19 protein-coding genes are annotated in these 19,043 nt (G+C 42.6%); 2 read left to right on the top strand and 17 right to left on the bottom strand.

Features of this window, described 5'->3' with window-relative positions; all coding sequences use genetic code 11:
* Positions 1 to 82: 82 nt before the first annotated feature.
* Entirely contained in the window at positions 83 to 1,264 is a 1,182-nt protein-coding gene (locus BO225_RS10885; RefSeq protein WP_198936136.1) for a pyridoxal phosphate-dependent aminotransferase, read from the bottom strand.
* A gap of 112 nt (positions 1,265 to 1,376) precedes the next feature.
* Between BO225_RS10885 and BO225_RS12435 the strand changes: the two genes are divergently transcribed.
* Positions 1,377 to 1,628: a hypothetical protein gene (locus BO225_RS12435; RefSeq protein WP_076342242.1), complete on the top strand. Its 252-nt coding sequence runs from the start codon at positions 1,377 to 1,379 to the stop codon at positions 1,626 to 1,628.
* Between the two features lie 13 nt (positions 1,629 to 1,641).
* On the opposite strand, the gene BO225_RS10875 is transcribed toward BO225_RS12435, so the two are convergent.
* From BO225_RS10875 to BO225_RS10855, 5 genes are all read right to left on the bottom strand, one after another.
* Positions 1,642 to 2,277 carry a GNAT family N-acetyltransferase gene (locus tag BO225_RS10875; protein WP_083632196.1) on the bottom strand — a complete coding sequence of 212 codons (636 nt, stop codon included), beginning with the start codon at positions 2,275 to 2,277 and terminating at the stop codon, positions 1,642 to 1,644.
* 57 nt (positions 2,278 to 2,334) lie between these two features.
* A complete protein-coding gene (locus tag BO225_RS10870; protein ID WP_076342240.1) occupies positions 2,335 to 2,619 on the bottom strand; it encodes a hypothetical protein in 285 nt (94 codons plus the stop codon).
* 98 nt (positions 2,620 to 2,717) lie between these two features.
* On the bottom strand, positions 2,718 to 3,632 hold the full coding sequence (locus BO225_RS10865; RefSeq protein WP_076342239.1) for a calcium/sodium antiporter: 915 nt from the start codon (positions 3,630 to 3,632) through the stop codon (positions 2,718 to 2,720).
* A 209-nt stretch (positions 3,633 to 3,841) separates the two neighbouring features.
* Positions 3,842 to 4,687: a Cof-type HAD-IIB family hydrolase gene (locus BO225_RS10860; RefSeq protein WP_076342238.1), complete on the bottom strand. Its 846-nt coding sequence runs from the start codon at positions 4,685 to 4,687 to the stop codon at positions 3,842 to 3,844.
* Positions 4,665 to 5,621: a mechanosensitive ion channel family protein gene (locus tag BO225_RS10855; protein WP_076342237.1), complete on the bottom strand. Its 957-nt coding sequence runs from the start codon at positions 5,619 to 5,621 to the stop codon at positions 4,665 to 4,667. Before BO225_RS10855 ends, BO225_RS10860 begins: the two co-directional genes overlap by 23 nt.
* 147 nt (positions 5,622 to 5,768) lie before the next feature.
* Between BO225_RS10855 and BO225_RS12060 the strand changes: the two genes are divergently transcribed.
* Positions 5,769 to 7,064: an NUDIX domain-containing protein gene (locus BO225_RS12060; protein WP_143356829.1), complete on the top strand. Its 1,296-nt coding sequence runs from the start codon at positions 5,769 to 5,771 to the stop codon at positions 7,062 to 7,064.
* Positions 7,065 to 7,132: 68 nt separating this feature from the next.
* On the opposite strand, the gene BO225_RS10840 is transcribed toward BO225_RS12060, so the two are convergent.
* The 11 genes from BO225_RS10840 to BO225_RS10790 all read right to left on the bottom strand — a co-directional run bounded on the left by BO225_RS10840 (position 7,133) and on the right by BO225_RS10790 (position 19,036).
* Positions 7,133 to 8,479: an ABC transporter permease gene (locus BO225_RS10840; RefSeq protein WP_198936135.1), complete on the bottom strand. Its 1,347-nt coding sequence runs from the start codon at positions 8,477 to 8,479 to the stop codon at positions 7,133 to 7,135.
* 20 nt (positions 8,480 to 8,499) lie between these two features.
* Positions 8,500 to 10,068: a COG1361 family protein gene (locus BO225_RS10835; RefSeq protein ID WP_076342235.1), complete on the bottom strand. Its 1,569-nt coding sequence runs from the start codon at positions 10,066 to 10,068 to the stop codon at positions 8,500 to 8,502.
* A complete protein-coding gene (locus BO225_RS10830) occupies positions 10,052 to 10,777 on the bottom strand; it encodes an ABC transporter ATP-binding protein (protein ID WP_076342234.1) in 726 nt (241 codons plus the stop codon). The genes BO225_RS10835 and BO225_RS10830 overlap by 17 nt, the downstream gene beginning before the upstream one ends.
* Before the next feature lie 72 nt (positions 10,778 to 10,849).
* Positions 10,850 to 12,037 (bottom strand): cation:proton antiporter, encoded by a 1,188-nt coding sequence (locus BO225_RS10825; RefSeq protein ID WP_076342233.1) that lies wholly within the window; start codon positions 12,035 to 12,037, stop codon positions 10,850 to 10,852.
* Between the two features lie 3 nt (positions 12,038 to 12,040).
* Entirely contained in the window at positions 12,041 to 12,565 is a 525-nt protein-coding gene (locus tag BO225_RS10820) for a GNAT family N-acetyltransferase (protein WP_076342232.1), read from the bottom strand.
* Between the two features lie 32 nt (positions 12,566 to 12,597).
* Positions 12,598 to 13,077 (bottom strand): GNAT family N-acetyltransferase, encoded by a 480-nt coding sequence (locus BO225_RS10815; RefSeq protein ID WP_076342231.1) that lies wholly within the window; start codon positions 13,075 to 13,077, stop codon positions 12,598 to 12,600.
* 409 nt (positions 13,078 to 13,486) lie between these two features.
* Entirely contained in the window at positions 13,487 to 14,209 is a 723-nt protein-coding gene (locus tag BO225_RS10810) for an N-acetylmuramoyl-L-alanine amidase (RefSeq protein WP_076342230.1), read from the bottom strand.
* Positions 14,210 to 14,254: 45 nt separating this feature from the next.
* Positions 14,255 to 15,520 (bottom strand): family 1 glycosylhydrolase, encoded by a 1,266-nt coding sequence (locus BO225_RS10805; RefSeq protein WP_076342229.1) that lies wholly within the window; start codon positions 15,518 to 15,520, stop codon positions 14,255 to 14,257.
* A gap of 1 nt (position 15,521) precedes the next feature.
* Positions 15,522 to 16,886: a glycoside hydrolase family 1 protein gene (locus tag BO225_RS10800; RefSeq protein WP_076342228.1), complete on the bottom strand. Its 1,365-nt coding sequence runs from the start codon at positions 16,884 to 16,886 to the stop codon at positions 15,522 to 15,524.
* Positions 16,879 to 18,159, bottom strand: coding sequence for a PTS sugar transporter subunit IIC (locus tag BO225_RS10795; RefSeq protein WP_076342227.1), 1,281 nt, complete (start codon positions 18,157 to 18,159; stop codon positions 16,879 to 16,881). Before BO225_RS10795 ends, BO225_RS10800 begins: the two co-directional genes overlap by 8 nt.
* Before the next feature lie 61 nt (positions 18,160 to 18,220).
* Positions 18,221 to 19,036: a MurR/RpiR family transcriptional regulator gene (locus BO225_RS10790; protein ID WP_158023839.1), complete on the bottom strand. Its 816-nt coding sequence runs from the start codon at positions 19,034 to 19,036 to the stop codon at positions 18,221 to 18,223.
* Between the last annotated feature and the right edge of the window lie 7 nt (positions 19,037 to 19,043).

The raw sequence follows: 19,043 nt of genomic DNA, 5'->3' as shown, positions 1-19,043 counted from the left end.
AACTCGCAGCTCTTCACTACAAAAAAGGAAGAATATAGACTACTCTTCCTAATTTCCAAGATACGCTTTTTTACGTTTTCTTTTATGAATTCACATTCAAAATACCGGATTCTTTGATCCGCTTAGCCGCTTCTCGTACTTCTTCATCATCTCTTACGAGTGCGAACCGTACATAGCGTTTTCCTTGCTTTCCAAAGCTCGTTCCTGCATTGGCTAAAACACCCGCTTTTTTTAGAAGATCGTTATTGAATTGAGCGCTGTCTTCATAATGGTCGGGAATCTTCGCCCATACGAACATGGTCGCCTCTGGCGGAGTGATCTCCCACCCTGCCTCTTTCATGCGATCGATCAAGAAATCTCTTCGGCGCTTGTATTCTTGACGAAGTCCAGGAACAAATTCATCCCGAAGCTTCAACGCTTCCACACCTGCCTTTTGAACCGCGAAGAACGCTTGGAAATCGATCGTATTGATCAACTTTTTATAAAGCTTGATACATTCTTTATTTCCGACAAAAACGGCGAGGCGAGCGCCTCCCATCGAATACGATTTCGAAAACGAATTGAGTTCGAAACCCACTTCTTTTGCGTCCGGAAAAGCGAGAAAGCTTTTTCCTGGCTGTTCGTCGAAGACGAGTTCCGAATACGCATTATCGTGCAGAACGATGATTTCATTTTTCTTAGCGAAATCGATCAAGCGCTCATAAAAAGAATCAGGCGCTTTTTTTCCTGTAGGATTGTTGGGATAGGAAACATACATGATCTTGGCTTGTTTGGCGATTTCTTCTGGAATCGCGTCAAAATCGATCAAATATTCATTTTCTTCAAGCAATGGCATGTAGTGGATCTTCGCCCCCGCGATCTGAGGCGCCACTCCATAAATTGGATAAAATGGATCCGGAATCAAAACAATATCTTCAGGATCACAAAAAACAAGCGGAATATGACTTAGTGCTTCTTGACTTCCTTTGACTAGGAAGATCTCGTCTTCTTCAAGTTGGACACCATACCGTTTAACGTACCAGTCCTGGATCGCTTGTACGATTTCTGGCGTTGGGGAAAGCGAATACTGGTAAACCGAATCGTCGAGCACAGCCTTGGATAGGGCATTTTTCAAATCGGGATGGGGCGGAATATTGCTCGAACCGATCGAAAAATCGATCACTTCTTGTCCGGTTTTTTGTGTGTATTGTTTTTTGGCTTCAAATAGTTCTGAAAACGATGGGGCATCGACCGCCTCTAAACGTTTGGCTCCTTGGATTTTCATATACATCCTCCTATTTTTCGTATATAGTATAGCAGAGCCATAGGCACTTCTTTAGTCCCTCTTCTCATTTTTTACTATAATAATAGTATCAAGAAACAACAGGAGGCTTACCATGAGTACAGAACACAAATTTGAAAGAACGATCGACCATATGAAAGACGTTGCCGAAGAAAGAATGGAAAAAGTCCATTTGGATACGATCGCCAAAGAACAAGAAGAAATCGCTAGACATGAAAAAGAAATGAAAAACGGTAAATCTAAATTCATGAAAGATCTTCATGAAAAAGAGATCGAAATGGAAGAAGAACGAATTGCCAAAGAACACGAACGCATTGGCAAAGAAGAACGAAAATTGAATCAATAAGATCAAAAGGCCGCTAGAGTGCGACCTTTTTCTTTAGATTGTCATAGATAAAAAATGTCATGGGCGCTTTTTCTCCATTCACGAACACTTCTTTCGTGTGTTCGATCCTCCTCAACAAACCTCTTGATTCATAAAAGCCATAATTGCATGATGTATCCGTAAACAAGTAGAATGAATCAATTTCATTCTCGTTCAAATACCGCATTCCTTCTTGATAGAGCTTTTTTCCGATCCCTGCTCCACGACATTCCTTGTCCAGAACAAAAAGAGAAAGCTCGCCTTCATATTCCACACCCACCTCTTGGAGAAGCGTTTGGTCGAGTTGGCTCACGCTTCCAAACAGCTTCATGACTTTTCTTCCTTCTTTATTCATCAAAAGCTGAAGGATCGCGATCATTTGATCAAATCTCTTTTTCCAAGATCGTTTGTATTGCTTCTTATTTTTAAGAGCGATGATCCCTTTTACTTCGCCATTGACGATTGCCACTCGCGCATAGGTGCTGTTCGCTAAGCAGCTTGTCAAAAAAACGCGAGCCAGCTGTCTAGCGGTTTCAGGACTTGCCAGTCGATCATAATTCCACGCTTCACGAACGATATTCTCTAACGCAAAACGATCTTTCTTGTTGTAGTGTCGATAAAAAACCTTCATATTCATCCTCCTGTTCGATGGATGCATTATAAAGCTTACATCAACTGTAGAGTCAACCTAATCTTTCAGCAAAGCGTTGAATGTATATTTTCCTTTTCCAAAACCGGATACAGGTTGGATCAATCCAATTTGAACCCATTTAGAAAGTAGTTTCGAAGCGCCCGATTTCTTTAATCCGATCGTTTCCATCACATCGCTTCTACCAAAAGGAGCATCCCATCCAAACCGATCAAAAAGTTGTCGAGCATAGCTTTTTGTTTTCGTAGAAAGTCTGCTTCCACAATGAAGAAGCATAGTGTCAATGTCCACTTTTTCTTCTCCAATGTCCACTTTTTCAGCCATCCAGCGCCCGGAAACATGATTTCAATCTTCGTCTATATGTTTTTTAATTGATATTCTACAAAAAAAACTCGAAAGATTTCATTTCTTTCGAGTCTCTGCTACCGCCAAAACACATAAAACGAATAAATTCCATATAAAAGTACGAATACGATTCCCTCTTTTTTCGTGATTGTTCCATTTCTAGACAATGCCCACAATAAGATCGCCACCACCAAAACAAGCAAGCAATCGATGACCGATTGCATATTGATCGTATACGGAGCGATTGCGCTCGAAGCCCCAAGAATAAATAAAATATTGAAGATGTTCGAACCAACCGCGTTTCCTAATCCCAATCCACTTTCGCCTTTTCGACAAGCCACAAGCGAAGTAACGAGTTCTGGCAAAGAGGTTCCGATCGCCACGATCGTCACTCCAATGAGCGTTTGCGACCAGCCTAATGCTGTCGCGATCGCGCTCGCGTTGTTGACGACCAATTGACCGCCCGCTATGATCGCGACCAATCCTCCAAGAATAAACAAAACGATTTTTCCAGTCGGAAGTAATTTTTCGGAAGAAGCTTCCTTTTCAATTTTTGTATGGGTGCACAGATATACCAAATAACCAACAAGACCAATCAAAAGACCAATACCCACCAATCGATCCAAACGATGCGTAAAGGCAATGACCAAAAACAAGATCGCGGAAACGATCACATTGAATGGGATATCACGCTTTTTCAATTCTGGACCAACATGGATCGGATAAATGATCGCGCAACATCCGATCACCATAAGCGTATTGAATAAATTCGAACCTAAAACATTCGAAATCGCGATCTCAGGATTTTGATGCAGCGCAGAAATGACCGAAACACTCGCTTCGGGCAACGACGTCCCGATCGCGGCGATCGTCAATCCAACTAGAACTGCTGGAACGCCAAGCTTTTTTGCCAGCGAACTCGCTCCATCCACAAAAAAATCCGCCCCTTTGATCAAGCAGATAAATCCAAACAATAAACCAACAACTTCCATTTCCTGCTCCTTTCTGGCAGGCTACAAAAAAGACTCCTGCCATAGTTTGGCAAAAGTCTCATCGTTTCAGCAATGACCAGTCCTAATGGACGTGATGACGATCCGTTGCACGCAAAAGCGTCAATTACTCCCTTTTGTTGTTTTTATTAAACGCCTATTCTTCGGTCAACGTCAAGAAAAAACGACACATTTTCCAAAGACTAACGCTTTCAGGATCTATCTATGATGCCTAATACGCTCAAAGCATACGCGATCCCGTCTTCATCGTTGCTTTTCGTCACAAAATCAGCTTTTTCTTTTAAGGAAGGATCCGCGTTTCCCATGGCGATGCCGATCCCTGCCATCTCGATCATTTCTTGATCGTTTTGCGCGTCGCCAAAAGCGATGATATCCTCTTTAGAAATATGGAAATCATCCAGAACAAATTCGATCGCTTCTTTTTTATTCACGTTTTTTGGCATGAACTCAAAATAAAATGGCGCTGTGAACGAACAATTCAAACGCTCTTTGAACGGCTTTTCCATTTCTGCATCGTGTTCTCGCAAATAATTAGGATCGCCAGCCGACAAGATCTTATGGAGAGGAAATGTACAAAACTTAGCTAGATCTTCGATCTCGCACAATAAATAATCATTCCCCTTCGCCTCGTATTGAACAATATTCTTTTTTGTTCCATGCACATCCACCTCACATCCATAGACATGATTGACAAACATATATTCATCTCGATTGATCATTGGATACACGCGAAATTGTTTCAAATGCTCCAAAACCGCTTGGCACACTTCAGGCTCGATCACTTTTTCGAATAACACTTCTTTTGTTTTGGCATCTATGACCATCGCGCCATTAAACGAAACCAAAAGCCCACCATACTCATTCATTTTTAATTCTTTTGCCAAATGAAGCAAACCGCTCGTTGGTCTTCCCGAAGCGAGCACCAACAACATCCCTTGCCTCTCGCAAGCAAGAAGCGCTTCTTTTGTTTTTGGCGTCAGCAAACGCTTCGTATTGACAAGCGTTCCATCAATATCAAGCAAGATCGCCTTTTTCATATATATCCTCCCTCTCTTTGATCAGATGAACATCCAATTGATCGTATGGGATCGACAATCCTTCTCTTTCATAGACTTCCTGCAAGATCCGAAACAAATCCCTTCGCAAAGGATTGCGCGCAAGCGGCGAGCAGAAGATCCTGAACCGATATGAGATCGACGAGCTCTCGAAAGCTTGTGCACCCAAATACATACAGTTCTTCACATCTTCAAGAGCGTTCATTTTTTCTTGGATTTCATGCATCGCCCTTTGGGTCTTAGAAAGCTCCACCTCATATGCGGCAGGAACATCGACATCGAACCAATTTCCAAGCAACACGATCTCGGAAAGATACCGATTCGAGATCACCCAGACGCTCCCATCATTCATGTCTTTGATCTTTGTCATCTTGAAGTTGAATTGGATCACTTCTCCAACGCACTCTTTATACCGGACGATATCGCCCACCGAAAAATAACCTTCCCAAACAATCGATAGGCCCATGACCCAGTCGTTCAAAAAGTCTTGGAGCGCGAATCCGACCACGACCGACACGATCCCGACACCAGCTGCGATCGAAGAAACATTGATCCCATTGATTTGCATGATCAAGATGATAAGAATGAAACCCAAAATATATTTCACAAAGTTGAACGTCAATTGCCAAGCCGTCGAAGAAAAGTTGGCTTTCTCGCTCTTTTTCGCATGCTTGATCACGATCTTCTTCAAATTCGTCCATACGATGACACTGATCACGATCAGCAAGATACTAAGATAAGGTTTGTAAGAAAAAAAGTAGTTTTCTATAAGTTCCATAGCTTTATTATACACAAAAAGAAGCCTAAAATCGGCTTCTCTTGTTTTTACGATAGACTTGGCGTTTTGAAATACGAATCTAAATCCTTCGAGAACCAACGTCCATGAAGAATACGGCTCATAATCGTTTTTTTTCAATAATTTCTGGATCTTCTACAACTATTCAACGTTTTCTGTCTCTTCTCCTTTTGCAGGTTTTTCATCCACCAAGATAAAATATAACCATGCATCGCTTTCGAAAAGATTTCTATAACGCTCTTTTTAAAAACAATGTATACTGAAAGCATGCTTAATACAACATTAGGATATATCGAAAAAGACGGCAAATATTTGATGCTCCATAGAACCAAGAAAAAAAATGACATCAATCATGAAAAATGGATCGGCATCGGCGGAAAAATGGAAACCGGAGAAAGTGTCCTCTCTTGCATGCAAAGAGAATGCAAAGAAGAAACCGGCTATGACTGGCACGACCCCAAACTTCGAGCCATCATCACCTTCAACTTTCAAAAAAAAGAAAACGATCCCCTTTTCAGCGAACTCATGTTTTTATTTACTGGCCATGAAATTAGCGGCCAACAAAAAGAATGCGACGAAGGCGAATTGGTTTGGATCCCCAAAGAAGAAATCGCCAACCTCCCTTTATGGGAAGGCGACCATTTATTTTTCGAACAGCTTGAAAAAGATCAAGAACTCTTTTATATGCGGCTTGACTATATCGGCGATCGACTCATTTTCGCCTCGTACAACGAAAAAACGATCTTAAAAAAAGAAGGAAAGGAAAAAAATATGAACGAAAGCCAACAATTTATTCAACTTATCGAACGACTGATCGAATGCGATCCAATCGAAGCGATCGGATTGGGCGGCTCAAGAGCGACCAATCTAGCCGATGCGCATTCCGACTATGATCTCTATATTTATTTGAACCAAGATCTGCCTCTTGCTGAGCGAGAACAAGTGTTTGAAGGCCTCTTTCAAATCATTGAATACGACAATCAATTTTGGGAACGAGAAGACGATGGAATCTTCCTCGATGGGATCCCGATCGATATTTTGTACCGAAACATCGAAGATTTCGACAAAGCTCTCGAAACGACTCTCCTGTACCATCAAGCGCAAAACGCCTATACAACATGTTTGTGGAACAATCTAAAAAACACGAAAATCTTATTTGACCGGCATGGAAAACTAAAAAAACTTCAAACCAAATATAATATTTCTTATCCTATCCAATTAAAAGAAAACATCATTCAAAGACATAGAGCTCTCTTGTTCGATGGACTTCCAAATTATGCAGATCAGCTCAAAAAAGCACTCCTTCGAAACGACATGCCCGCAATCAATCATCGAGCCGCTGCCTTTGCGGAAACATATTTTGACTTATTGTTCGCTCTCAACGAAACGAGCCATCCGGGCGAAAAACGAATGATGAATGAAACTCAAAAACTCGAAAACGTTCCCGAACACTTTGTAGAAGATCTAACCTCCTTGTTCCAGCATCTCTTCATAGATCCAAATCAAGCGATCAAAGATTTAGAACAGCTTAAAACTCAAATGAAAAAACTCCTCAATGAATAATATGAAAAACAGCGGCCGATCCTCTTTCGCCCGCTGTTTTTTAATTGAATTCATTCCATCGTACGGCACTAATCATGCCGTATCGCTTCCAACGCAGGAATCTTGACAGCCTTCGAAGCTGGATAATATCCAGAAACTACACCAATCAAGATCGAGAACAACAAAGCAAACAAGCCAAGCCACCACGGAATCAAAGAAAGCGGCGTGCCTTGCAAGCCAAGCCAGATCATCAGCTGCTCCCAAAAGGAAGCAGCAGGCGCACCCATATTCGAAAATGAATTGAGCACCATCGAAACGATATAACTCAAAATAAGGCCAAGCCCTCCGCCAATCAATCCGATCATCCCCGCCTCCATTAAAAAGAGTTCACGAATATTCTTCGTATAGCAGCCTAACGCTTTCATGATTCCGATTTCTCGTGTCCTTTCGCTGATCGACATGATCATCGTATTCGTGATCCCGATCGCCGCGACAAGAAGCGAAATAGCCCCAATGCCGCCAAGAACCATCTGCATCATCCGTGAAGACTCTTCCATCGATTCACGAATGCTTTGCATCGAACTTGTCTGCAAACCAAGAGTCTGGATCTGCTTTTCGATCTCGCTGACATTTTCGATCGAATCCGCCTTCACTAACGCCCCCGTATAATCAAAAGAAGTAGAAGGTTTTCCCGCCTTTCTATTTGCTTCTTTCCACAAACCTTTGATCTCGTTCAAATCGATCAAAAGCCCTTCGCCCGTTTCATAGCCGATCATTTGACTTTCTTTGAGAACCCCTGTCACATTCAAAGTATCTTTGATCTTGTTCTGTTCGTTGACCTGGATCGAAAGATCGATCTTCGCATTCAAAGGATCAAAATAAGGATCGGGAACATTCTCCTCATTCATATTTCCATTTTCATCAAAGAGCGCCGAATAATAATCGATCATATTGCTGCCTTCCGGTCTAGCGGTATCTTTAAAATTATAGGCGAACCGCTCGCCAGCTAACGCTTGATTTTTCGCGCCAACGATCGGAAAAGCCCCCTCTTTCAATTCGTAGCCAAACCCCTCAAGCTGTGAAAAATCGATCCCGACAACCGGTGCATACAACGCTTCATACCGCCCATTCGATCCCGTGCTCACTTGGATCGGATAGTCTTGGATCTCAAATTTTCCACTCGCCGCCACGACACCAGGGATCGCCTGAATATTTTTAAGCATCGACTCATCCAACTTGATTTTCGATTGCGGATCATAGTTTGGATAAATCGTGATCATTTGCAGATCCCCCATATCTTCCAACATCTTTTTTTGCGAAACATCCAAAGCCACCCCGATCGACACCATGACAACGATCGACATACAGCCAATCATCACCCCCAAGATCGTCAAGATCGTCCTTGATTTGCGACGCCAAAGATTATTGAGACACATTCTCCATAGATCGCGAAAACTCATTCTTTCAAATCCTCATCATCAAAATCAAGGTCTTCATGATGTTCTTTTTGTTGCTTCTTTTTATGACGCTTCTTCAAGAAAACGATCACGGCACCAGCTCCTAACAAGGCGATCAGTCCGAGGACCCATCCCCAAGGCGAACTTTTTTCTTCCTCTGGAATTGCGTCCATCGAATCATCCGGAGTCATGGGCGCCATATCCTCTACGTTCAACTCGATCGGAAACTTTTTTTCTACAAGCTCCTCATTGGCGTTTTCATACGACAAAAGGATCGTCGCCTTTTGAATGCCTGGCTGATCTGGCGTTAAGATCACATCGATCGAACCACTCGTTCCAGGATCGATATTCCCAACATTCTGCACTTTTTGAAGCGCAGGAATATCCCCCTCCACCTTGGCTTCCACGTTGCTCAATGTCGACTTTCCTTTATTGACATAATTGAACGATACGACACATTCGCTTCCTACACTCGCCATTTCAGGAAGTGTCGGCTCCTGGATCTCAAAACGATCTTTTAAATAAATTGGGATCGAGATCTTCTCCGCCATCGTTTGATTGATACGCTCCTGATCGGCAACATAATCATAACGGAAGTTCACATCGATGACGGCCGACATGTTTTTTTCAATGCTCAAAGCCTTCATCGTCAAATTGATCGTTTTCGAAGCTTGCGCTCCTAAGCTTTCAAAATAAAACGTATTGCTTGAGTTCGCGATCGACAGCCCATCGCCCGTTTCCAAAGAAACAACGATATTTTCACAAGCCAACGTCTTCGAAGTATTGAAAAACTCCAGCGACAATTGAAACTCTTTTCCCGCGTAGATCGGATCTTTTCCATACGAATACTTTTTAACGATCAAATTCGGTGCCGCTGTTTTGATCGTTTGACTCGATCCTTCAAAACCGCCTCCGCTCGATCCACCGCTCCAACTCATATTATCATCGACGATCGTATCGCTTGGTTGCTCAGCATCGGATCCCGTATTTTCCGGCTCTTTCACTTCTTCGCTACATTCTTTGATCTCGATCGTATGCGCTGTATATTGAATATCCAACGCCGCGTAACCAATTTGAAAACGGAACGCGTCCCCTTTTCCTTTCCACTTCACATCTTTGAAAAGGATCTTGACTTTCAAAGGCTCTTGTTTTTGGCTAAGAAGGATCGCTTGCACATCTTGCCCTCCTGAAAAATCGTCTGTCAGCCGATCGATGTTGAGCGAATGAATGCTTTGATTGATCTTGTCGACCTCTTTTTGTTCGAGCGCCTTTTCTGTGCTCACATTCGGGTCTGTGGCCGTGACGATCAAGGTGAACACATCCCCTTTTTTTAGTGTTTCGATCGGCTCGCCCTTTTCATTGACGAGCGAATAGCTGTTGATTGAAAACGCGCTTTTCTGTGGCGAAGCCGATTCTTCCTCTGCCTCAACTTGTTCTATTTTTACGACGTCTTTTATTGGTTCTTTTGGATCCTCCTCTTCAGCAAATACAGGAACATTGACGATCATCGAACAAGCGAACACGCCAATACTGACTTGACTGCAGATCTGTCTAAAACTTTTCTTCATAAATCTCCTCTTTCTCTTTCCATTCTTCTTTAATGATGCTCCCATCCGATAAGGTGACGATATGATCCGCATACGCCGCCATTTCTTGATCATGCGTGACTAGAATCAGTGTCTGGTTGTACTCATGCACGAAATCGACCATCATTTCCATCACTTCTTTCGTGCTTTTCGAATCCAGGTTGCCTGTCGGCTCATCGGCGAAAATCACTTCTGGCCGATTGACGAACGCTCTAGCGATCCCCACTCTTTGCTGTTGTCCGCCCGACATTTGCCTAGGATAATGCTTGAGCCGTTTCGCTAGACCAACTCGCTTCAACATCTCCTTCGCTCTTTTTTGACGAATGGAACGCTCCACTCCCGCGAACTCTAAAGGAAGCGCGACATTTTCTAACGCGTTGAGATGCTGCAACAAATCGTACGATTGAAAAATAAAACCCGAATGTTTTTGACGAAACGCCGCTAATTCATTTTCATCCATTTTTGAAATGATCTCGCCGCAAATCTTAACGCCCCCGCGACTCGGTTTTTCCAAACCCGCCAATTGATTGAGAAGCGTGCTCTTTCCCGAACCCGAAGGTCCAAAGATACAGCAGATCTCGCCCCGAAATACATTCAAATGAATGTTTCGAAGAGCGTAGACTTTTTCCTCTCCCATATCATAGATCTTATACAATTTGCGGACTTGTATGATCTTGTCTTTTTTGTTCATTCTAAATCCCTTTTTTCTTTTTCTACCATTGTATCAAGAAAAAAAGAGGGAATTTCTTAAGATTTAAGAAAATCATTCCTCTTTGATCAATAATTTTTTATATGTCAGCTCCATCGCGATCGCGCCAAGCGGCGCCGTGATTAAAATCCCCAACACAGCAACGGCCAATACGCTTTTTCCGCAAGCAAGACCCATCGTCAAAGGAACAGCTCCGATCGCGGCTTGCACGGTCGCTTTTGGCAAGTACGCAAAAAGGCAAAATTGCTTTTCTTTTTTCGAAAGCTTGGAAGGAAGAAGAGCGATCCACACGCCCACGCATCGAACACATAACGAAAGAACGATCACGACCACGCTCATCCAACCCACCTGCGCGATATATTCAATTTGCACCGCCGCTCCTACAAGCACAAACAACAAGATCTCGGCCGCGCTCCATAAAGAGGTCGCCTGCTTGGACAGAAGAGCCGCTTTCTTTTCCTCTTTTTTTCGGATCCACATCGCCATGCTCATCACGGCCAGCAAACCGCTCATAGCCATGACCGGTTTCAACAACGTTTCCACCCCCATCGCTAAAAAGCCAAGCGCAAGCGCGAGGACCATCTGCAGCGAATAAGCCATCGTCTTCTCTTTCCTTTGAACAAAAAGAAAAAAGATCCCAAAAAGAAGTCCGAGCAAAACTCCAGATCCAATGGAAAGTGGAAGATCCAAAAGACTCGTCCAGCCAATCTTTCCTGATTGAACGACGCTCAAACAAATCCCAAACAAAACAAGCACAAAGATGTCATCGCAACTCGCTCCAGCCATGATCATTTGCGGAACGCATTGCTTTGTTCCATACTTTTCCTCGATCAAGCTGACCATTTTAGGAACAACGACTGCCGGAGAGACCGCAGCGAGTACCGTTCCCATTAACATCGCTTCAAAAAATGAAAGCTTAAGCAAAAAATGCGCGAAAATCGTATACGCGATGATCTCAAAAGTTGCCGGCACAAAAGAGAGCAGCATCGCCGAAACACCCACTTTTTTTACATCGCTAAAATCTAAATTCAATCCTGCCTTCAAAAGAATGATGATAAGAGCGATCTGACGAATATCGGCCGAAACAGCCAAAAACGAAGCATCTAGAAGATTCAAGCACGCCGGCCCGATCCCGATGCCAACAAGAAGCATGCCGACAATTCGTGGAAGTCCAATCTTTTGAGCGCACCATCCACCCAATGCTCCCAGTAACAAAACGATCGCAAGACTCAGCACAAACATGATTTAAACGCTCCTTTTCAATTTAGTGACATGTTCGATCTTGTCTTCTTTTAATGTTTCCCAATAGCGCTTCAGAGTATGGTGATATTGAAAGCCACACTTTGTCTGGACCGCTTTCGAACGTTCGTTGTCCGCAAAATAAGTGCACCATATTTCTTCCAAGTTCAAATCAAGCCGAGCGTGTTCGATCAATCTAAGTACCGCCTCTTGGCAATATCCATGATTCCAATACGCAGACCCGATCCAGTAACCGATCTCACCTTCTTTTTCCATCAAATCTAGATTGCTTTTAGAGCCGATCATCAACCCAACACATCCGATCAAAGTATTTTCTTCTTTCAAAAAAACCGCATACGTTTCCGGATCGCTCAAGATCGTTTCGATGATCGTTTCGGATTCTTCAACGCTTTCATGAGGCTCCCAGCCCGCAGCCGGCCCAATCTTTGGATCTTTGGCAAGTTCATAGAGCGCCTTCGTGTCCTCTTTTTTCCATGGCCGCAAGAACAAACGTTCCGTTTCTAAATACATACATCTTCCTCTTTCTATAAATTATTTTTTTATTATACATGTTTACGCATTTGATACCAAATCACATTTCCGTGTGTAGAAGAAGATATGCCTTCATCGAGAAAACCAAGCGCTCGATAAAAAGGAATACGGGATGCCTTGCATGTAAGAACGATCTCTTCGACCGATTCTTGACGCAAACGATTCTGTAGCTCATTCATCAAAAGACTGCCATATCCTTTTCTTTGAAAATCGGGATGGATCGCTAAGCCAAAAACCATAAAATGGTTAGCGTCTTTTTCTTCTTGTTCCATCGAATACATCCAGTCTTCAAGATTTCTTTGAAAACAGCACGCCCCATTCACATATCCTAAAATCGTCCCTTCTTGTTCGAGCACGAGAAAATGCGAAGAGAAATTTTGGATCCTTTTCGATAACGTTTCTTTGCTGGCGGCCTCTTCTAGAGTGAAATCAAGCGATTCGATCTCAAAAATCGCTTCAAGGTCGTCAAGTTGAGCAGCACGTATGAGCATAGTATTCCTTCTTTCTGTTTTCCCCCTATTATATACGACAAAAACAGAAAAAAAAGCAGAACGTCGGCTGACGCTCTGCAAAGTGAGTGAATCTATTTTCTTGTTTTTTTTACTTTTTTCGCTTCAAAATATAGAAGACATCGTTATGAAAGTATATCTTTTCGATATATGTGCCAAATTCTTTGGCTTTCAGTTCGAGAGTCGATACATATCGGTTTTCTAGATCGATCGCGATCCCTTCATACAAGCTAGAGTCGAGCTACAACTTCAACTCCGAATTATATGGCGTATAGATCAAGATCGTCTCGTCATGCGCTTTGCTTATACGAAACCTCGGATTTGGCGCAACGAGAAGTTCTTAGATAGGAACAAGCATCATTCGATTGTATCGAAGTTCTATTTCTTATGATTACACACCATGGATCGTATCGACATAAGCGCGCGCAATCTGCATGCAAAGGGCGTTCATCATCGATGGATCGCTCAATTGAGAAACTTCAAAATAATTGGTTAAAAAACCAAGTTCTAGAAGCATCGAGGATGACATGTTCATATCCACGATCTGTAGCGGATAGTCCATCGTTGTCATCAAGCCTCGATCGTAGGAATAACCCATTTCCTGAAAATATTGGCTTACTTTTGAATAGACGGCTTGCGAACTCGCGTCTTCTCCTTTCACAAAACCGCAAAAACCAGAAGCGGATGGATCATCAGCCGCGTTGAAATGAACGCTTAAAACGTATGTAGGAGCCATCGTCATGATCGCATTGGTCCTTCCATTCAAATCATCGACCTCAAAATCGAGCGTGTTTTGTTCATCGACCCAAGGCACTTGATCATCATAGCGCGTATACAGAACCGAAATCGATGGATCTAAGCTTTGGATCATCGCTCCGATCGTCTGGGCGTATTGAAGGCTGAGATCTTTTTCATATACACCATTGGCGCCGATCGCTCCACTGTCGATTCCTCCATGGCCTGCGTCGATCATCACGGTCACTGGACCATACATCTCATAAGAGAAGTCATAGTTTGGTTCTTCGGCCGCGATAGGTATGCTTGAAGCGAATAAACATGCCATTGGAATCGCGAACACTGTCGCGGCCTTTCTTTTCTTTGCTTTATTTGTCATGATATGACTATAACATTATTGTGGATTTCAAGCCATGATGATGATTCATTCTTTTGCGTCATAAAACTTATGAATGATTTCTGAAGTGATTTTTTTATTTTTAGCGATCGCTCCATAAAAAGCTCCGCTCTTCTTTAGATGCCGATCCAAATTTTCGTCACAATAAGCGAGTCCGAAGATTGGCGCATAACTTCCCCATTCCCAATTATCGAGCAAGGACCAATGCAAATAGCCGATCACATTCGCACCTAGATCCATTCCTTGTTTGATCGCCACCAGCATGGAAGCGATATATTCCATCCGTCTTTTATCCGATTTACATGAGATCCCATTTTCCGTGATGAAGACAGGTTTATCATTCAATCGCATCAACATCTTGAGCATGATTTCCGGCTCGATCTCTTCTGTATAGATCGGAGTATCCATCGCTTTGAAATGCGTCGCGTTATATACACTGCCGATCGGAAACGCTTTTCTAGAATCGATCAATTGACGGATATAGGTATTTACCGCCCAAAAATCCATAGAATCTTTCAATTCTGGACAATAAATCACATCGTGATAGGGCATTATGATCTCTCCGGTACGAACCGCATGAAAGAAAAACTCGTTTTCGATCCAATCTACATACTCTGCCAGCACCGAATCCGCTCGATCAAATCGTCCGCGGAATGGTTCTTTGAACGAATACGAGATCGTGCTCGAAGTCGGGATATCCGTAAACTTCTTGATCAAGCGATACGCATAAGCATGAAATTGAAGCATATTGATCCTTTCCTCGATCGAATATTCGAAAGGAATATTCAGCTCATTGAGAACGAGAAAATAATCGGTGTATTCCATGATCCTAGGAACGATCGTTTCCACATACCGTAAAAAGTAAGTCAAGTTTTCCATCTTGTTAAAGGCGCCCAAATCATGAAACCATACTGGATGCGACACATGATGCAGTGTCACGATCGTCTTCATTCCTTCTTCTTTCAATCGTTTTAAAAGATGAACATAGTGCATGATCTCTTTTTCAGAAAAAACACCAGGCTCTTGTTCGATCCGGCTCCATTCAACGCTTAATCGAAACGCGTCTAAATGCATTTCTTTTGCCAAAGCAATGTCTTCTTCGTAACGATGATAGGAATCCATCGCTTTTCCTGCAGGAACCCAAGGAACACCTGTATAATTCTGAGTCCCATAATATTTTGGATCATCGTGCCACGAACAATTGTTCCCTTCGATTTGCTGACCAGCACTTGCCACGCCCATCAAAAAGTCGTCAGGAAATTCCGTGATCGGATATTCATGAAGATCAATCATATTAAAGTCCTTTCTTTATTCTTTCTCGATACCAATAATAACTATCTTTAGGGATTCGGGCGCATTCTTTTTCATCCGTATCCGTCCGATCGACGTAGATCAAGCCATACCGTTTTCCAAATCCTTGATGAGAACTGACTAGATCGATGAGCGACCATGGACAATACCCAAAAACTGGATAGCCTTCCTCGACTGCTTGTTTTATTTTTTGAATGTGGGCGTCCAGGTAATCGATCCGATACGAATCGTGGATCTTGCCATCTTCGAGCCGGTCAGAATAAGCCATTCCATTTTCTGTGATAATGAGCGGCAAACGATAACGATCGTATAGTTTTCGGATTCCTAGATACAATCCCATCGGATCCATTCCATTAGGCATCCATTCGCTTTTTTCTAAATATGGATTGTCGGTTACTTCAAAGAGCGTGGACCGCCAGAATGGAGGAAGTTTTGAGAAGTCGTGATCTTTTCCTGGAGCTTTGACGGTCAGCGGAAAATAATAATTGATTCCGATGAAATCAGGGCGAATCGATTTGAGCAGGTTTTCTTCTTCTTTCGAAACGGAAGGAAGCCATCCGCGCGCCTTCAAATACGAGGTATATCGTTTCGGATAGTGGCCAAAGACCGACATATCCAATAGAGAATACATCATCATTTCTTCCGCGTCATAGCTAGCGCATATATCTTTAGGATCGCATGAGTTCGGATATACGATCTGGATCGAACAAACGGGTCCGATTTTAGATTCTGGATCGATCTGTTTCAGGATCTGCATCGCTTTCTTTTCAGCGATGGACATATTGAAAGAAATTTGGTACATGTTCTTCATCGATTCTTCTTCGCTTTGGGCATGGATGCCATGCAGATCGGAAGCTGCTGAGGCAATCAGTTGTTCGTTGATCGTCACCCATGTCTTTACTTTTCCTTTAAATTGTTCAAAACATGTTTTCGCATAGGAGGCATAGGCTTCGATCGTCGATTTTGAAAGCCATCCTCCTTCCTTGTCGACAAGTGCTTGTGGCATTTCAAAATGATATAAGGTAGGTAGTGGTTCGATCCCATATTCTAAACAGCGATCGATGATCTTATCATAAAACGCAAGTCCTTTTTCGTTCACTGTATGACCATCTGGCATGATCCGGCTCCATGAGAAGGAGAATCGATACACGTTAAGGCCTAATTCTTTCATGGCCAAAAGATCTTCTTCAAAATGATGATAATGATCGGAAGCGATTTTCGTATCCGCGATTCCTTCTGGGACAACGCGGACATCCACTGTCCCTAGTCCTTTTCCATCTTCTAAATACGCGCCTTCCGCTTGGAAAGCGGATGTGGACGCGCCCCACAAAAATTGATTCTTATTCATTCTTTTCTCCTTGTTCTTCTTTAAGAAGTGCTTGTTTATCAATCAATTTAAAGAATGGATAGTAGATGATCATCGAAATTCCGATCGCAATCAATTCATAGATCGCAAAGCTCAAAGATCCATTCGCCAAGCCATGCAAGAATGGCGGAATCGAGCCAGCTCCAATCAAACCAACTGGCGGTGTGATTAGACCAATCGAAATCAAGAAGTAAGCCAAAGAAACGATCACGACAGGCGTAATCACAAAAGGAATGAACATGATCGGATTGAGCATGATCGGCAACCCAAAGATCACGGGTTCATTGACTCCAAAGACTCCGCAAGGAAATGTCAAACGTCCAAAATCTTTATATTGTGCAGATTTCGAAAAGAAACAGAGCCAAATCACTAGTCCAATCGTAGCTCCCGCTCCTCCTAGACAAGCCAGATCCCACATGCCCGCATTCAAGATATGTTCGATTGGAAGTCCAGCAGCTGCATTGGCTGTGTTTTCTCCAGCATATCCGATCCACAAAGGAAACAGAATCGGCAACACAGAATATGAACCATGAACACCGAAGAACCAAAGGATCTGAGCAATCAAGATCAGCAACAAGAAAGCTGGCAGCGAGCTTGTCAAAGCTTGTAACGGTGTTTGAATGATCGAATAAATACAGTCGATCGGATTTCCATAGGGAGTCAGCAAGAAGATCCATTTGATCAGCGCAAATAACGTTATGATGACAAATCCAGGAATCAATGCCGCAAAGTTTTCTCCCACCATTGGCGGTACTCCAGAAGGCATTTTGATCACGATCTTTTTTTGAATGATCCAAGTGACGATCGAAGAGCTTAGGATCCCTCCGATCAAGGCTACGAAGATGCCTTGCGTTCCTAAGTATTTTGTTTGGATGCTTGAAACTCCTTCAACGGAATCGATAGGAACGAGCACCAAATAACATGCCATCGATAAGATCCCGCACATAAAGGCGCTTTCTGGCTGACCAAAGTTCTTGGCGCCAGCTCTTCCTACGGAAAAAGCCATATAGAGTCCAAGCAGTTCTGTTGTGATAGCAGGAATAAAAGCAAAGAATTCATTAAGATGGGTGCTGTTCAAAAAATTCGTATACGGTTCCCATGGGATTCCATTCAAGATTGAAAAGATCGATCCGACCATGATCACAGCCAATAAAGACATGGCGCCCTCTGACATTGTTTTTAAGATCGGATTTTGAGCAAACCGATTCGCGATCGGAACAAGGTGTTGTTCCATCCAGTTCATAAGTGCATTCATTTGAAATTCTCCTTTTCTTTTGTTGTTTTAATTGTAAGAAAAGAAGAAAAAAACCGCCTTATCAAGAAGGTCGGTTCATTTTCAGATTTTGAAAATAAGAAATAGAATAGTGCATCAAGAGCAGTTCAACCATATAAAGCAAGGAAATCCTCCCTTCGGTGTTGTAGTTTTGCTTACCACACACGAGGATCTCATCGGCAAACTGCATCTGTTTATTGTATGGATTGATCGTGATAATAACAACTTTACATCCTTTTGCTTGAATCCAATCGATGATTTCAGGATTGTGATACAAATAGCCCGCCTCCATGGAAAGAATAAAGATAAGCGAATTATTGGTCAAATTTTGGACGATTTCTTTTTGTTCTTGAAAATCAAGACTCGTCTGTACGTTCTTGTGCATCCGCATTAAGCGGGATTGAATATGTTCACCAACTAAACTTGAGAATTCAAGGCCTAGCGTCGCAATCTTATCCGCTTTCTGCATCCATCCGCAAATCCGATCCATTTGCTCAATATCTAATTCAGAAAACGCGATTTGGATATTGGAAAGGATTTGCTCTGTAAAGCGGGTATAGATCGGAAGCAAGTCTTCTTTTTGGGCTTTCTTAACTTCATTGGAATAATCCGCTTCGATCCCAATCGATTTGGCGCAAGATTCTTTAAATTCCGAAAAGCCAGAATATCCTAAATAGCGGACAAAGCGGGAAATCGAAGCGCATGAAACATAACAAAGATCCGCTGTTTCTTGGATTGTCATAGAAGGAAGCTCATAAAAATGATCACACAGCGTTTTGGCAATCGAATAATTTGTATCTTTTTGATGACTCTCGTTGCTGATGTGGAGCAAGCGATTGAGCACGAATGGTTTTTTCATAGTTCTA

Source organism: Dubosiella newyorkensis (genome assembly GCF_001945605.1).
Classification (GTDB): domain Bacteria; phylum Bacillota_I; class Bacilli_A; order Erysipelotrichales; family Erysipelotrichaceae; genus Dubosiella; species Dubosiella newyorkensis.
Note: the sequence above shows the minus strand (reverse complement) of the source record. Positions and strands in the feature narration are given on the sequence as shown.

Excerpts from the sequence above, each read along its gene's own strand:
- BO225_RS10885 (WP_198936136.1), bottom strand. The coding sequence starts at position 1,264 with ATGAAAATCCAAGGAGCCAAACGTTTAGAGGCGGTCGATGCCCCATCG.
- BO225_RS12435 (WP_076342242.1), top strand. The coding sequence starts at position 1,377 with ATGAGTACAGAACACAAATTTGAAAGAACGATCGACCATATGAAAGAC.
- BO225_RS10875 (WP_083632196.1), bottom strand. The coding sequence starts at position 2,277 with ATGAAGGTTTTTTATCGACACTACAACAAGAAAGATCGTTTTGCGTTA.
- BO225_RS10870 (WP_076342240.1), bottom strand. The coding sequence starts at position 2,619 with ATGGCTGAAAAAGTGGACATTGGAGAAGAAAAAGTGGACATTGACACT.
- BO225_RS10865 (WP_076342239.1), bottom strand. The coding sequence starts at position 3,632 with ATGGAAGTTGTTGGTTTATTGTTTGGATTTATCTGCTTGATCAAAGGG.
- BO225_RS10860 (WP_076342238.1), bottom strand. The coding sequence starts at position 4,687 with ATGAAAAAGGCGATCTTGCTTGATATTGATGGAACGCTTGTCAATACG.
- BO225_RS12060 (WP_143356829.1), top strand. The coding sequence starts at position 5,769 with ATGCTTAATACAACATTAGGATATATCGAAAAAGACGGCAAATATTTG.
- BO225_RS10840 (WP_198936135.1), bottom strand. The coding sequence starts at position 8,479 with ATGTGTCTCAATAATCTTTGGCGTCGCAAATCAAGGACGATCTTGACG.
- BO225_RS10835 (WP_076342235.1), bottom strand. The coding sequence starts at position 10,068 with ATGAAGAAAAGTTTTAGACAGATCTGCAGTCAAGTCAGTATTGGCGTG.
- BO225_RS10830 (WP_076342234.1), bottom strand. The coding sequence starts at position 10,777 with ATGAACAAAAAAGACAAGATCATACAAGTCCGCAAATTGTATAAGATC.
- BO225_RS10825 (WP_076342233.1), bottom strand. The coding sequence starts at position 12,037 with ATGTTTGTGCTGAGTCTTGCGATCGTTTTGTTACTGGGAGCATTGGGT.
- BO225_RS10820 (WP_076342232.1), bottom strand. The coding sequence starts at position 12,565 with ATGTATTTAGAAACGGAACGTTTGTTCTTGCGGCCATGGAAAAAAGAG.
- BO225_RS10815 (WP_076342231.1), bottom strand. The coding sequence starts at position 13,077 with ATGCTCATACGTGCTGCTCAACTTGACGACCTTGAAGCGATTTTTGAG.
- BO225_RS10810 (WP_076342230.1), bottom strand. The coding sequence starts at position 14,209 with ATGACAAATAAAGCAAAGAAAAGAAAGGCCGCGACAGTGTTCGCGATT.
- BO225_RS10805 (WP_076342229.1), bottom strand. The coding sequence starts at position 15,520 with ATGATTGATCTTCATGAATATCCGATCACGGAATTTCCTGACGACTTT.
- BO225_RS10800 (WP_076342228.1), bottom strand. The coding sequence starts at position 16,886 with ATGAATAAGAATCAATTTTTGTGGGGCGCGTCCACATCCGCTTTCCAA.
- BO225_RS10795 (WP_076342227.1), bottom strand. The coding sequence starts at position 18,159 with ATGAATGCACTTATGAACTGGATGGAACAACACCTTGTTCCGATCGCG.
- BO225_RS10790 (WP_158023839.1), bottom strand. The coding sequence starts at position 19,036 with ATGAAAAAACCATTCGTGCTCAATCGCTTGCTCCACATCAGCAACGAG.